Annotated in this window: 13 protein-coding genes; 2 read left to right on the forward strand and 11 right to left on the reverse strand. The window is 32.2% G+C overall.

What is annotated here, in order from left to right; genetic code table 11:
• Nucleotides 1–7: 7 nt before the first annotated feature.
• On the forward strand, nt 8–1042 hold the full coding sequence (locus L8W55_RS03375; protein ID WP_263677332.1) for an isoaspartyl peptidase/L-asparaginase family protein: 1035 nt from the start codon (nt 8–10) through the stop codon (nt 1040–1042).
• Here L8W55_RS03375 and L8W55_RS03380 read toward each other — a convergent pair whose 3' ends face one another.
• From L8W55_RS03380 to L8W55_RS03430, 11 genes are all read right to left on the reverse strand, one after another.
• The gene (locus L8W55_RS03380; protein WP_263677333.1) at nt 1043–1465 is read right to left on the reverse strand and encodes a Sua5 YciO YrdC YwlC family protein; all 423 of its coding nucleotides are present in this window, start codon (nt 1463–1465) and stop codon (nt 1043–1045) included.
• Nucleotides 1462–4725, reverse strand: coding sequence for a carbamoyl-phosphate synthase large subunit (gene carB / locus L8W55_RS03385; protein ID WP_263677334.1), 3264 nt, complete (start codon nt 4723–4725; stop codon nt 1462–1464). Before carB ends, L8W55_RS03380 begins: the two co-directional genes overlap by 4 nt.
• A 97-nt stretch (nt 4726–4822) precedes the next feature.
• Entirely contained in the window at nt 4823–5794 is a 972-nt protein-coding gene (locus L8W55_RS03390) for a catalase (RefSeq protein ID WP_263677335.1), read from the reverse strand.
• 86 nt (nt 5795–5880) lie between these two features.
• Nucleotides 5881–6624 carry a rod shape-determining protein MreC gene (mreC, locus tag L8W55_RS03395; RefSeq protein ID WP_263677336.1) on the reverse strand — a complete coding sequence of 248 codons (744 nt, stop codon included), beginning with the start codon at nt 6622–6624 and terminating at the stop codon, nt 5881–5883.
• On the reverse strand, nt 6614–7651 hold the full coding sequence (locus tag L8W55_RS03400) for a rod shape-determining protein (protein WP_012662095.1): 1038 nt from the start codon (nt 7649–7651) through the stop codon (nt 6614–6616). The genes mreC and L8W55_RS03400 overlap by 11 nt, the downstream gene beginning before the upstream one ends.
• Nucleotides 7652–7653: 2 nt before the next feature.
• Entirely contained in the window at nt 7654–8883 is a 1230-nt protein-coding gene (gene clpX / locus L8W55_RS03405) for an ATP-dependent Clp protease ATP-binding subunit ClpX (RefSeq protein WP_039619273.1), read from the reverse strand.
• A complete protein-coding gene (gene lpxA / locus L8W55_RS03410) occupies nt 8876–9667 on the reverse strand; it encodes an acyl-ACP--UDP-N-acetylglucosamine O-acyltransferase (protein ID WP_263677386.1) in 792 nt (263 codons plus the stop codon). The genes clpX and lpxA overlap by 8 nt, the downstream gene beginning before the upstream one ends.
• Entirely contained in the window at nt 9667–10107 is a 441-nt protein-coding gene (gene fabZ, locus L8W55_RS03415) for a 3-hydroxyacyl-ACP dehydratase FabZ (RefSeq protein ID WP_263677337.1), read from the reverse strand. The genes lpxA and fabZ overlap by 1 nt, the downstream gene beginning before the upstream one ends.
• 68 nt (nt 10108–10175) lie before the next feature.
• Nucleotides 10176–11249, reverse strand: coding sequence for an epoxyqueuosine reductase QueH (locus tag L8W55_RS03420; protein WP_263677338.1), 1074 nt, complete (start codon nt 11247–11249; stop codon nt 10176–10178).
• Entirely contained in the window at nt 11243–11704 is a 462-nt protein-coding gene (gene bcp / locus L8W55_RS03425) for a thioredoxin-dependent thiol peroxidase (RefSeq protein WP_263677339.1), read from the reverse strand. The genes L8W55_RS03420 and bcp overlap by 7 nt, the downstream gene beginning before the upstream one ends.
• Complete coding sequence (locus L8W55_RS03430) at nt 11701–11907, reverse strand: tautomerase family protein (protein WP_039619281.1); 207 nt, start codon at nt 11905–11907, stop codon at nt 11701–11703. Before L8W55_RS03430 ends, bcp begins: the two co-directional genes overlap by 4 nt.
• A gap of 97 nt (nt 11908–12004) precedes the next feature.
• On the opposite strand from L8W55_RS03430, the gene ilvE reads away from it, so the two are divergent.
• Nucleotides 12005–12919 carry a branched-chain-amino-acid transaminase gene (ilvE, locus tag L8W55_RS03435; RefSeq protein WP_263677340.1) on the forward strand — a complete coding sequence of 305 codons (915 nt, stop codon included), beginning with the start codon at nt 12005–12007 and terminating at the stop codon, nt 12917–12919.
• Nucleotides 12920–12922 lie beyond the last annotated feature (3 nt).

The raw sequence follows: 12922 nt of genomic DNA on the forward strand, positions 1-12922 counted from the left end.
GATACATATGAAATTTTTAGCAGGTAGCAAAAAGGCTTTATTGGTATTAGCTAGTTTAGCTTTTTTAACAAGCAATAATACTTTTGCAAAAGATTTTGAACCTATTATCGTTATACATGGTGGAACAAGTGGCTTAGGACTTACTAAAGAAGAATTTGCTAAAAGAGAAAAAGTAATGAAAGAATCTTTAAAAGCAGGTCAAAGCATACTTGAAAAAGGTGGAAGCTCAGTTGATGCGGTTATAGCTGCCATTAAAGTCATGGAAGATAGTCCCGAATTTAATGCTGGAAAAGGCGCTGTTTTTACTTCTGATGGATTTAACGAACTTGATGCATCATTAATGGATGGAAAAAATTTAAAAGCAGGTGCAATTGCTATGGCTAGGACGATTAAAAATCCTATCGAAGCAGCAAGACTTGTTATGGAAAAAACACCCCACACTTTAATAGCGGGCGAAGGTGCTGATAAATTAGCCAAAAAACATGGTTTAGAAATAGTAGGACAAAAATATTTCTTTACAGAATATAGATACAAACAGCTTCAAGAAGCTAAAAAAAGCAAAGAAGTTTTATTAGATAGTGATAAAGCAAAAGCTCATCTTGGTGTAAGTACTGAGCCATATTTAGGCACAGTAGGTGCAATAGCTTTAGATAAAAACGGCAACCTAGCAGCAGGTACAAGCACAGGTGGTACTACAAATAAAATGACAGGACGCATTGGGGATTCTCCTATCATAGGAGCAGGAAACTATGCAAATAATGACTCAGTAGCGATTTCTTGCACAGGAACAGGCGATATTTACATAAGAGTAGCTGCAGCTCATGAAGTTGCGTCTTTGTATAAATACAAAAAACTTTCGGTACAAAAAGCAGCCGAAGAAACTATCAAACAAGTAGCTAAACTTGGCGGCACAGGTGGAATCATCTCTATAGATAAAAACGGAAAAGTTGGCTATGCTTGGACTAAAGATAAACTTGGAATGTATCATGGACAAGCAAAAATCGGAGAAGAACCAAAAGTATTTTGGCCACTTGGAAAATAATTAGCGTAACTTAACTTTTTTAATGCCTCGAAGTTTAAAAATCTTTGAGGCTCCACTTTCAAAAAACTTTTCATCTATTATTTTATCTGCATTTTGCATAGCCCAATTTAGATCAAATTTTTTTCCATGAAGATTTGCAGAAGTAGAATAAAGCCAATCAAACTCTTTTAAAAAATTCTCATGAGCGCAATCTTTCACAACGCGTATTGCTTTAGAATTAGGATATAAAAAAGTAGTTTTTTTGGATTTTCTAATAGTATTTTTAAAATGATTTGGCACTCTTGTAAGTTTTTTAAGCTCACTAAATTTAGCCGTAGTAATCAGACAATCTTGGCTTAAAGGCCTTTTTTTTAAAGCATTAAGGGCTTTTAAGTCCTTGCTTAAAAACCCTGCTGTTGTATCAGTTTGAGCAAGATAAATCATGCTTTTAAGTATTCTTGTAAGCTCTTTACTTCAAGACATGATTTATTTTGTATAGCTTTAATCGCTTTAGCACCTGCATACGCTGCTCTTAGGTTTGTAAAATATGGGGTTTTAAAGCGTAAAATATTTGCTCTAATTTTTTTAGTATCGCCTTTAAAGCTATGCTCATCGCTAGTATTTATAGCAAGTTGAATTTGAGAATTTTTTAACTTATCCTCTACATTTGGGCGTCCTTCAGAAATTTTATGTACAAACTCACACTCCAAACCTGCTTCTTGTAAAATTTTATAAGTACCACTTGTAGCAATGATTTTAAAACCTAGCTTAATGTATTCATTAGCTAAATCTACTGCATATTTTTTATCTTGCTCTCTTAGTGATAAAAATACATTGCCACTTTCTGGTAAGAAATTTGAAGAAGCAAGTTGGCTTTTTGCATAAGAGTTTTCAAAGTCTTTACTTACTCCCATAACTTCACCGGTTGAGCGCATTTCAGGCCCAAGCTCAAGGTCACTTCCGCTAAGTTTAGCAAAAGGAAATACCACTGATTTTACGCTAATGTGTTTTGGTTTTTTAGCTCTTAAAATTCCATTTTTTTCTTCTACTACTTTAAAGGTATCATAAAATTTCAAACTTTCTCTTAAATTTCCCTGCCACATCACGCGTGTTGCAACCTTAGCTAAAGGAATTCCTGTAGCCTTACTTACAAAAGGCACAGTTCTACTAGCTCTTGGATTTACTTCTATCATATAAAGTTTATTATCATGGATAGCAAATTGTATATTTAAAAGTCCTACTACTCCTAAATTTAAAGCAATATCTTTTGTTTTTTGCTCAATCATTTCAAGCATAGCTTCATCAATATTTACAGCAGGTAAAGAACAAGCACTATCGCCTGAGTGAATTCCTGCTTCTTCAATATGCTCCATAATACCTGCTACATAAACTTCTTTTCCATCACTTATCGCATCTACATCAAGTTCAGTTGCATTGTCTAAGAATTGATCGATTAATACCGGAGATTTATCACTCACATCTACGGCTTCTTGCATATAAAGTCTAAGCTCGCTCTCATCATGCACCACACGCATTGCACGACCACCCAAAACATAGCTTGGTCTAACAAGCACAGGATAACCTATCTCATTTGCTTTTATAATCGCTTCTTCTACACTTATAGCTGTGCCGTTTTTAGGTTGATTTATGCCTAAATCTTCGATAAATTTAGCAAATTTCTTTCTATCTTCAGCTAAATCTATCACCCTTGCACTTGTTCCTATGATCTTTGCTCCAAAAGCACTAAGGCGTTTTGCAAATTTAAGCGGAGTTTGACCACCAAAATGCACTATCACCCCATCTGGTCTTTCTCTATCAATAACTGCTCTTAAATGCTCAAAATCAATCGGCTCAAAATATAAAATATCACTTGTATCATAATCTGTTGAAACCGTTTCTGGATTACAATTATACATTATAGTTTTTACGCCCATATCTTTTAGAGCAAAAGAAGCATGCACACAAGCATAATCAAACTCAATGCCTTGTCCTATGCGGTTTGGCCCACCACCTATAATCATCACTTTTTTATCTTTTTTATCTTTACTTTCTTTTACTTGTGTAGCTTCATTTGCATTAATACTTGAGTATAAATACGGGGTTAGTGCTTCAAATTCGCCCGCACAAGTATCTACTTCACTATATTGAGCGATGATTTTATGTTTAATTCTTGCATAATAAATATCATTTTGGCTTAACTCAAGATTATCTTTTTGATTAATCAAGCTAGCGATTTTTTTATCTGAAAAACCTAAGGTTTTAGCTTTTCTTAATAGTTGCTTATTACTTAAAATATCCATATCAATTTGATTTTCAAATTCCACTATTTCTTTGATCTGATTTAAAAACCAAGGATCTATTTTGCAAAGCTCAAAAAGCTCTTGTGTGCTAAAACCTTCTCTAAAAGCTTGTGCTATATAAAGCAAGCGTTTTTCATTAGCTTGGCGAATTTTTGCCAAAAGCTCATTTTTATCACATTCTATAGTATCAAACCCACTTAAATTTCTCTCAAGTGAGCAAAGTGCTTTTTGAATGCTTTCTTTAAAAGTTCTCCCTATAGCCATAACCTCACCCACGCTTTTCATAGCAGTGCCTAGCTCTGTGTTTACATTTGGGAATTTTTCAAAAGTAAAACGAGGAATTTTAGTTACAATATAATCAATTACTGGTTCAAATGAAGCAGGAGTTCCTGTGATATCATTTTTAATCTCATCTAAACTAAATCCAACTGCTAAAAGCGTAGCTACCTTAGCTATAGGATAACCCGTAGCTTTACTAGCTAGGGCTGAAGATCTTGAAACCCTAGGATTCATTTCAATAACTATCATTCTACCATTAGTTGGATTGATAGCAAATTGCACATTTGATCCGCCTGTATCTACTCCAATTTCTCTTAAAATAGCAAAAGAGGCATTACGCATTGCTTGGTATTCTTTATCAGTCAAAGTTAAAGCAGGAGCTATAGTGATAGAATCACCCGTATGAACTCCCATAGGATCAACATTTTCAATAGAGCAAACGATAATACAATTATCATTTTTATCTCTAATAACCTCCATTTCGTATTCTTTCCAACCAAGCAAGCTTTCTTCGATTAAAATTTCATGGATAGGGCTTAGCGCTAAAGCAGTATTTGCAAGTTCTGCAAACTCATCCATATTATACACCACGCCACTTCCTGCGCCACCTAAAGTAAAAGAAGCCCTAATCATCAAAGGAAAACCAATCTCATCAACAGCTTTTAAAGCCTCTTCATAATTATACGCATACATAGATTTTGGCAAATCCATACCAATTTTTTTCATACATTCTTTAAAAACTTGTCTATCTTCACCTTTTTTAATCGCTTCAGGATTTGCACCTAAAAATTTTACATCTGCAAGCTCGCCACTTTCATAAACTTCCATAGCGACATTCAAAGCAACTTGGCCACCCATAGTAGGTAAAATCGCATCGATTTTTTCTTTTTTGATAATACTTAGAATACTTTCTTTGGTAATTGGTTCTATATAAGTTGCATCAGCAAATTCAGGATCTGTCATGATCGTAGCTGGATTAGAATTGATCAAAACTACTCTATAACCTAGCTCTTTTAAGGTTTTTGCCGCTTGAGTCCCTGAGTAATCAAACTCACAAGCTTGACCTATAACGATAGGCCCACTGCCTATTAATAATATATTTTTGATATCTGTTCTTTTTGGCATGTATTTTCCTAAGCTGAATTTTTAGCCAAATTATAACAAATATAAGTTTTTTAGAAGTTGAAATTAATAAAGAATTTAGCTCTTAAAGAGCTAAATTTTATTGACGCTTACCAAAAGTTATAGCATAAGCTTCATTTCTTACATCAAATAAAGGATCTTGTGGTGGATTAACGCCTTGAGGTACATCTGAAGGAAAATATACATCAAAATTACAATCTTCCTTGCTCAAGGCATTAACCTTAAAAGTCCCAACTAGACTTTCTTTGTGCTTACCACTCCATAAAGCCGTTGTTTCATTGGTAATATCATTTTTATTTGCATATACTAAATACATTTTATACTCAACCGGCTTATTAGCTTTTACACGATTTTGAAAATCTTCTTTTAAAAAATCACTACTTGCACTTTTCATTTGTGCCTCATTTAAATACGCCACACCTTCACTTGGAACTAATTTCCATCTTGCTGGTAAATAATTTTCTCCATTTGCTTGTTTAAAATAAAAAGTATGGATACTAAAAAATGGAGTATTTGCCACGCTTTTACTGATACCAATTTTATCCGTATATGCAGCAAAATTTCTATAAGAATCAACCTCTTTCATCATCTTGCTTATTTTTTCTTGATCGACTTTACCATTTACAGGAAGTCTCATTTCAAAAAACTGACCAAACTCTTTAGGATTTTTTGCAAAATTTATTTCTGTATTTAGCATAACCATAGTCCAAGAGGCAGAATCTTTAGGATCAGTAATTCTAATAGCCATACCCCTTGTTTTGCTTTTATCATCTTTAAAAGCGCCACCCAAAGAATATCTTACTTGGATCGGTAAGCTTTTTTGTGTTAACAAAGGCACATCAACTTCTTTATTGATAGACACAGCTGGCTCAAAAGTTCCCATAGCACAAAAACCCTTTGCATGATTAACTTTTGCTTTTGGATTTTTAGGATCTGCGTTAAGTTGATAAAAAATATCTGCTATTTTTTGTGCATCATATTCTACTTCATTTGCATAAATAGCACTACTTAAACAACAAATAGCCAAACAACTGCTGATATATTTTTTCATTAAAGCTCCTAGTTTTAAACTTAGAAGCTATTGTAATATTTAATTCTAAATAATAATTTATATTAATTAAAATAAATAATTTTTTACTATAAATTTTCTACCATATAAAAATAACTTGGTATTTTCATTTTAACATAAGGTTTAACATAAGCATTTTGATAAGCACCCTCTTCTTCTATTTTAAAAATTTCTCCCACCGGAATTCCTGAAAAGAAAATCTCATCTAAGCCACTTGTATAAACTTTATCACCCATTTTAAGTTCAAGCCATTTAGGGATATATTTAACTAAAACATAATCATTTCTTCCATGAGCTATACCTGGTGCTTGTTCTTTACCTATGTAAACAGAAAAAACACACTCTTCATCACCTTGCAAAAGACCCAAGGCTCTACCATTTTTTTCTATGACTATACCTGCTGTATAACCATTATAAATTAAGCCTTTGATTTTTCCTTTATAATCAACATCAAGCCAAACCTTATGATAATCACTAATTTGCGCATAAGAAGTTGCTTTAACTAAACTCACATTAGGATAATAAAAACTTGAGTTTTTATCGCTTAAAATATTATTTAACTCATTAGCAAAGTTTTTCATATAGATATTATTTTTTTCAAGCTCAGCATTTCTTTCTCTTAAAGTTCTAATTTCTTCAGCTTGGTTAAAATGTTCGTTGAATTTGTTTTTTAAAAGATCAATACTTTGAGAAAATTGATTAACAATAGCAATATTTAAATCTAAAACATTTCGTTTTATTACATCTCCATAATAAAACGAAATAAATACTAAAAAAGATAATATTAAAACGCTAAGAATTTTACTCTTCATTCGTTAGCTGGTGTAATAATGAAATTTCTTCTAAAGCTTTACCTGTACCTTTTGCAACTGCTAAAAGTGGCTCATCAGCTACATATACCGGAAGTTTTACAATTTCAGATAAATATTTATCAAGCCCGCGTATTAAAGCTCCGCCTCCTGTTAAAACAACACCATTTTCAACAATATCAGCTGCAAGATCAGGCGGCATCATTTCAAGAACGATTTTTAAAGCATCAGCGATTTCTTTTAAATGTTCGCGCATAGCTTCTCTTACATCTTCACTTGTTAGTTCGATTCTATTTAACAAGCCTGTTACTTGATCACGCCCTTTAACCACCATAGAAAGCTCTTTTGGAAGTTGAACTGCTGAGCCTATTGCGATTTTAATTTCCTCACCCGTTCTTTCACCTATGACAAGGTTGTATTTTTCTTTTACATAATTTACTATACTAGTATCAAGTTTATCGCCAGCTGTGCGGATAGATTTTGAAATCACAAGTCCACCCAAAGAAGTAACGCCAATTTCAGTTGTACCACCACCAATATCTACCACCAAGCTCCCTTGAGGCTCTCTGATTGGTAAATTTGCACCAATAGCTGCTGCCATAGGCTCTTCTATCAAAAATACTTCTCTAGCACCCGCACTTAAAGCACTTTCTCTAACTGCTTTTCTTTCAACTTGAGTTAAACCATAAGGTACTGAAATGATAATTCTAGGTCTTAAAAAAGATTTTCTTCTATGAGTTTTTTCTATAAAATAACGGATCATTTTTTCAGTCATATCAAAATCAGCAATCACACCATCTTTCATAGGACGGATTGCTTCGATATTACCTGGGGTTTTTCCTACCATTTCCTTAGCTTCTTTTCCAACAGCTAAAATTTTAACCCTACCATATCTTTCACGCTCTACTGCAACAACCGAAGGTTCATCAATCACTATACCTTTATCTTTTACCAAAACTAAAGTATTTGCGGTACCTAAGTCAATCCCCATATCACTTGAAAAAAATCCAATTATTTGATCTAAAATCATTCTCAGCCTTTAACTTTTTTATTTTTTATAAATAAAGGTTTTGCACCTTCTTTGATCACTTCTTTAGTAATTACTATGCTATATCCATTATACTCTGGCAAATCAAACATCAAATCTACCATCATCTCTTCAATAATACTTCTTAAACCCCTAGCTCCTGTTTTACGCTCTAATGAAAGCTTAGCAATCTCTCTTAGTGCTTCATCTTCAAATTTTAATTCCACATTATCAATAGCAAAAAGTTTTTGATATTGTTTAATAATAGCATTTTTTGGCTCTGTCAAAATACGCACCATACTTTCTTCATCAAGTTCTTCTAAAGAAGCAAGCACATGCAATCTTCCTATAAGTTCAGGAATAAGCCCAAAATGCACTAGATCATCAGGCTCTAATCTTTGAAGCAAGGCTTCTTTTTCATCCTTTTTATCATCAGTAAAAAATCCCATGACATTATCGCCTAGTTTTCTTTTAATGATATCACTAATACCATCAAAAGCTCCACCGCATACAAATAAAATATTAGTCGTATCTATTTGTATAAAGTCTTGATTTGGGTGTTTTCTACCACCTTTTGGCGGAATATTTACTAAAGATCCTTCAATGATTTTAAGTAAAGCTTGTTGCACACCCTCACCACTCACATCTCTTGTAATAGAACGATTTTCACCCATTCTTGCGATTTTATCTATCTCATCGATAAATATAATCCCTTTTTGGGCTCTTTGCACATCTCCATCAGCAGCTTGTAAAAGACGAGTAAGAATATTTTCAACATCTTCTCCCACATAACCTGCTTCGGTTAAAGAAGTCGCATCGCAAATTGCAATAGGCACATCTAAAAATCTAGCTAAAGTTTGCGCTAACAAAGTTTTTCCACTTCCTGTTGGGCCTACTAATAAAATATTTGATTTTGCTAATTCTGTATCATCATCTTCTAAGTCAGATCTAAAAAGTCTTTTGTAGTGATTATACACACCTACACTAAAGATTTTTTTAGCTCTATCTTGTCCGATGACATATTTATCTAAATATGCTTTTAATTCTTTAGGGGTTATGTCTTTAAAATTTTCTTTATCAACTTCTTTATTTTTTAGCTCTTTTTCCTCTCCAAAGAAAATATTACAAGCACTTTCAGCACAATACTCACATATAAAGGCATTATTATAATCATTTACTAAAATTCTTCTTTCACTTGTTTCTATTTCATTGCAAAAACTACATCTTTTAACCATGGTTTTTTTCCTTATATATAGGAATTCCTCTTTTTGTTTCTAAGATAAAATTACACATTTTTTTCACATTTTCACTAGAAGTATTTTCTAGCAAACTTAAAGCATTATCTTTTAAATTTCCTTGTCTGAATAAAAATTTAAAAGCCTTGCTTAAAACATCCACTTCTTCTTTATCAAAGCGTCTTCTAATGCCTACTAAATTCAAGCTTCTAATGCTTGCACGATTTCCCTCAGCCAAACAAAATGGCACCACATCTTGAGAAAGCGCGCTAGCACCTGCTATCATACACCCTTCTCCTACTTTTACAAATTGATGTATTGGAGTAAGCCCACCTACCACAGTATAATCTCCAAGTTCTACATGGCCTGCCAAAGTAGCATTATTTGCTAAGATGATGTGATCTCCCAAAGAACAATCATGCGCAATGTGCGAATAAGCCATGATAAAAGCATTATCGCCTATCCTTGTAAAACCATCACCCTTAGCTGTACCTGAGTTAATAGTAACAAATTCTCTAATAACCGCGTTTTTTCCTATAATAACACCTGAGTTTATCTCATCTTTATAAGATATATCTTGTGGAATATCTCCAACTATGGCATAAGAAAATACTTTAGAATTCTCACCTATAGTTACATTGGGTAAAATTCTTGCACCTTGTTTGATGATAGTATTTGCGCCTATGTTAGCATTTTTACTAACATAAGCATAAGCTTCTACTACAACATCATCTGCTATAATAGCTCCATCTTCTATAACTGCACTTGGATGAATTTTGCTCATCATTTATCTACTATCATAGCTTTAAGTTCAGCTTCTGCTACTAATTGTCCATCTACAAAAGCTTTTCCTTGAAAAATCCACATATTTCCGCGATTTTTCACCACACTCATTTCATAATCAAGTCTATCACCTGGACGCACTGGATTTCTAAATTTAGCATTATCAATACCTGTAAAATATACTACTTTGGTGCTTGGATCTACTTTATCATCCATACTTTCAAATGCTAAAACCCCTCCAGTTTGTGCCATACCTTCTAAAATTAACACACCTGGGTAAATTGGATGATCTGGAAAATGCCCCATAAAAACATGATCGCTTATACTAATATTTTTATAACCTCTAATAACTTCTTTGTTTTTTAATTCTACGATTTTATCTACAAGTAAAAATGGATACCTATGTGGTAAAATTTTTTGAATTTGCATTACATCTATCATAAATTTAGCCTTAAAATATATTCAAAATTCAGATTTTACAAAAAAAATATTAATAAATTAATTAAGTTTTATAACTTCACAATCTTTTCTTTGCTATCAAAATAAATTTCACTTTTTGCCATAAATTCATAAGCACCTTTAATAATATTTTCAACAATAATCACCGGCGAAAGATCATAAACACCAAAATGTTTTTGTCTTATTTTGATTTCTTGCTCTATTTTTAAAGGATTTTGTAAAAAATCTTCATAATTTTTAAATCGCATTTTACATAAGCTATTGAAATAATCAAAACTCCATAAATTAATCTCATCCTTTGCACTTTTATAATGCTTTAAACCCTCATCTAAAATACTAAATTTAGTGTAAGAATTTTTAAAATGTGAGTAAAATAAAACATGAGTTTTTATAGCTTGCTTATTTTGTTTTATCAAAGCTCTTAATAAACGATAATTTAAAAATTTCTCTCTTTGAATTTCAAATTTAATGCCTTTTTTTTCTAAACTTTTTACTTGGTTGTAAAATTTTATTTTTTCTTCTATACTTGAAGGCAATATTTGTTTATTAATAGGACTCATAAGCTCATCTATAAAAGCTTTTTGACCCTTTTGTTTAGAAAGTGCATAAATACATCCGCAATAATTTTGATGATAAAGCATATCTTGCTTTGCTAGGGCAAATTGTCTTTGCGTGCCTCCATTTTTTCTAAAATCAGGTGCTAAAAACTCTATGCCAAATTTATCACATTCTTTTTGTAATGCTAATTTTAATTGCTCCAAATCTTTTTTAGGAGATGTTAAAAGGGTTGTAGTAAGCCTTTTTTCTCCTATTTTTTGGGCAAATTCAACACTTTTATGTATTCTAAAATCAAAACAAATTTGACATCTTGCACCTTTTTCAGGCTCATCTTCATAACCCTTTACACTCTCAAGCCATTTTTCATACTCATATTCACCCTTATAAAGTTTAATACCTAGTTTATCACAACTGCGTTTAACATCTAAAAATCTAAGTTCATGCTCACTATATGGATGGATGTTTGGATCATAAAAATATCCTATGATTTTCTCTTCAGGATAGGCTTTACTTAATTCTTGTATAAAATAATGACTATCCACGCTACAACAAATATGCACTAGCATAATTCTTTTAACACCTTAAAAGCATGATCTTTTGCTTTTACATTTCTATAAATTTTTACGATATTTCCTTCCTCATCAATTACAAAAGTAGATCTTATAAGCCCTTCATACTCTTTTCCATAATTTTTCTTTAAACCCCAAGCGCCATAAAGTTTACAAATTTCCTTTTCAACATCACTTAATAAAGTGTGTTTTAAATCATATTTTTTTATAAAATTTTCATGTGATTTCACACTATCTGGACTAACACCTATAATCACAGCATTTTGCCCTAAAAAATCATCATAACTTTGACTAAATTCACAAGCTTGTGTAGTACAACCTGGGGTATTATCTTTTGGATAAAAATACAAAATAATTTTTTTACCCAAAAAATCACTTAGAGAAATTTTAACCCCATCTTGATTTAAAAGTTCAAAAACCGGAGCTTTATCACCAATTTGTAATTCTTTCATTTTTTACCTTTCAATCTTAATTTTTCTACACTTTCACCACCAAAAGCAATATTATATGGTTCAATATCTTCTAGCATTATGACTATATTTTGCTTTGGCTTATTATATTTTGTATGCAAAAGCTCTGTAATATCTGCTATCAACTCTTCTTTTTGTGCTTTGCTAAATTCTGGTTTAGCAAGTTTGATATTAATAATAGGCATTGTTTTTCCTTGCTTTAAATAAAGAATTTTACTATATTCTAGCAATTATTAGTATATTTTTGATAAAATTAGTTTTATTTTCAATAAAGGCTTACTCATGATTAGGGCAAAAAAAATTTGGATGGATGGAAAAATCATTGATTTTGATGATGCAAAAATTCATGTTTTAACACATTCATTGCATTATGCAAATGCAGTTTTCGAAGGAACAAGAGCTTATAAAACACAAAATGGTTTAGCAATTTTTAGATTAAAAGAACATACCAAAAGACTTTTAGAGTCTGCAAAAATCACTTTAATCAACTCACCTTTTTCTCAAGAAGAACTTGAAAATGCGCAAGTTGAACTTTTAAGAGCAAATGATTTTCAAAATAACACTTATTTGCGCCCATTGATCTTTTTGGGCGATGGAACTATGGGAGTTTATCATGCTAAAGCTCCTGTGAGAGTGGCTATTGCTGCTTGGGAATGGGGTGCTTATTTGGGTGAAGAAGGCTTAGAAAAAGGTATTAAGGTTAAAATTTCTTCTTTTGCTAGAAATAGCGTAAAATCTAGCCTAGGCAAAGCCAAAGCAAGTGCAAATTATTTAAATTCTCAAATGGCTAAATATGAAGCTATAGAAGCAGGATATGAAGAAGCTTTAATGCTTGATGAAGAAGGTTTTGTAGCAGAAGGAACAGGCGAGTGCTTTTTTATGGTTAAAGATGGAAAATTAATCACCCCACCAAATGATTTTTCATTAAAAAGTATCACTCAAGATACTGTTTTAAAAATTGCACATGATTTGGGTATAAGCGTAGTGTGCCAAAGAATTTCAAGAGATGAAGTTTATGTGGCTGATGAAGCATTTTTCACAGGAACTGCAGCAGAAATAACTCCGATAAATAATATTGACGCAAGAATTATAGGAAATGGAAAAAGAGGTGAGCTAACAACAAAGCTCCAAAATGCGTATTTTGATATAGTTTATGGACGCAATGAAAAATACGCTTCTATGCTAACTTATATTTAACAA

Origin of the sequence: Campylobacter sp. FU_520, from assembly GCF_025772385.1 — a bacterium.
Classification (GTDB): domain Bacteria; phylum Campylobacterota; class Campylobacteria; order Campylobacterales; family Campylobacteraceae; genus Campylobacter_D; species Campylobacter_D lari_C.

Bases quoted from the DNA above. Each gene is read 5' to 3' on its own strand.
- L8W55_RS03375 (WP_263677332.1), top strand. From the start codon at position 8: ATGAAATTTTTAGCAGGTAGCAAAAAGGCTTTATTGGTATTAGCTAGT.
- L8W55_RS03380 (WP_263677333.1), bottom strand. From the start codon at position 1,465: ATGATTTATCTTGCTCAAACTGATACAACAGCAGGGTTTTTAAGCAAG.
- carB (WP_263677334.1), bottom strand. From the start codon at position 4,725: ATGCCAAAAAGAACAGATATCAAAAATATATTATTAATAGGCAGTGGG.
- L8W55_RS03390 (WP_263677335.1), bottom strand. From the start codon at position 5,794: ATGAAAAAATATATCAGCAGTTGTTTGGCTATTTGTTGTTTAAGTAGT.
- mreC (WP_263677336.1), bottom strand. From the start codon at position 6,624: ATGAAGAGTAAAATTCTTAGCGTTTTAATATTATCTTTTTTAGTATTT.
- L8W55_RS03400 (WP_012662095.1), bottom strand. From the start codon at position 7,651: ATGATTTTAGATCAAATAATTGGATTTTTTTCAAGTGATATGGGGATT.
- clpX (WP_039619273.1), bottom strand. From the start codon at position 8,883: ATGGTTAAAAGATGTAGTTTTTGCAATGAAATAGAAACAAGTGAAAGA.
- lpxA (WP_263677386.1), bottom strand. From the start codon at position 9,667: ATGAGCAAAATTCATCCAAGTGCAGTTATAGAAGATGGAGCTATTATA.
- fabZ (WP_263677337.1), bottom strand. From the start codon at position 10,107: ATGATAGATGTAATGCAAATTCAAAAAATTTTACCACATAGGTATCCA.
- L8W55_RS03420 (WP_263677338.1), bottom strand. From the start codon at position 11,249: ATGCTAGTGCATATTTGTTGTAGCGTGGATAGTCATTATTTTATACAA.
- bcp (WP_263677339.1), bottom strand. From the start codon at position 11,704: ATGAAAGAATTACAAATTGGTGATAAAGCTCCGGTTTTTGAACTTTTA.
- L8W55_RS03430 (WP_039619281.1), bottom strand. From the start codon at position 11,907: ATGCCTATTATTAATATCAAACTTGCTAAACCAGAATTTAGCAAAGCA.
- ilvE (WP_263677340.1), top strand. From the start codon at position 12,005: ATGATTAGGGCAAAAAAAATTTGGATGGATGGAAAAATCATTGATTTT.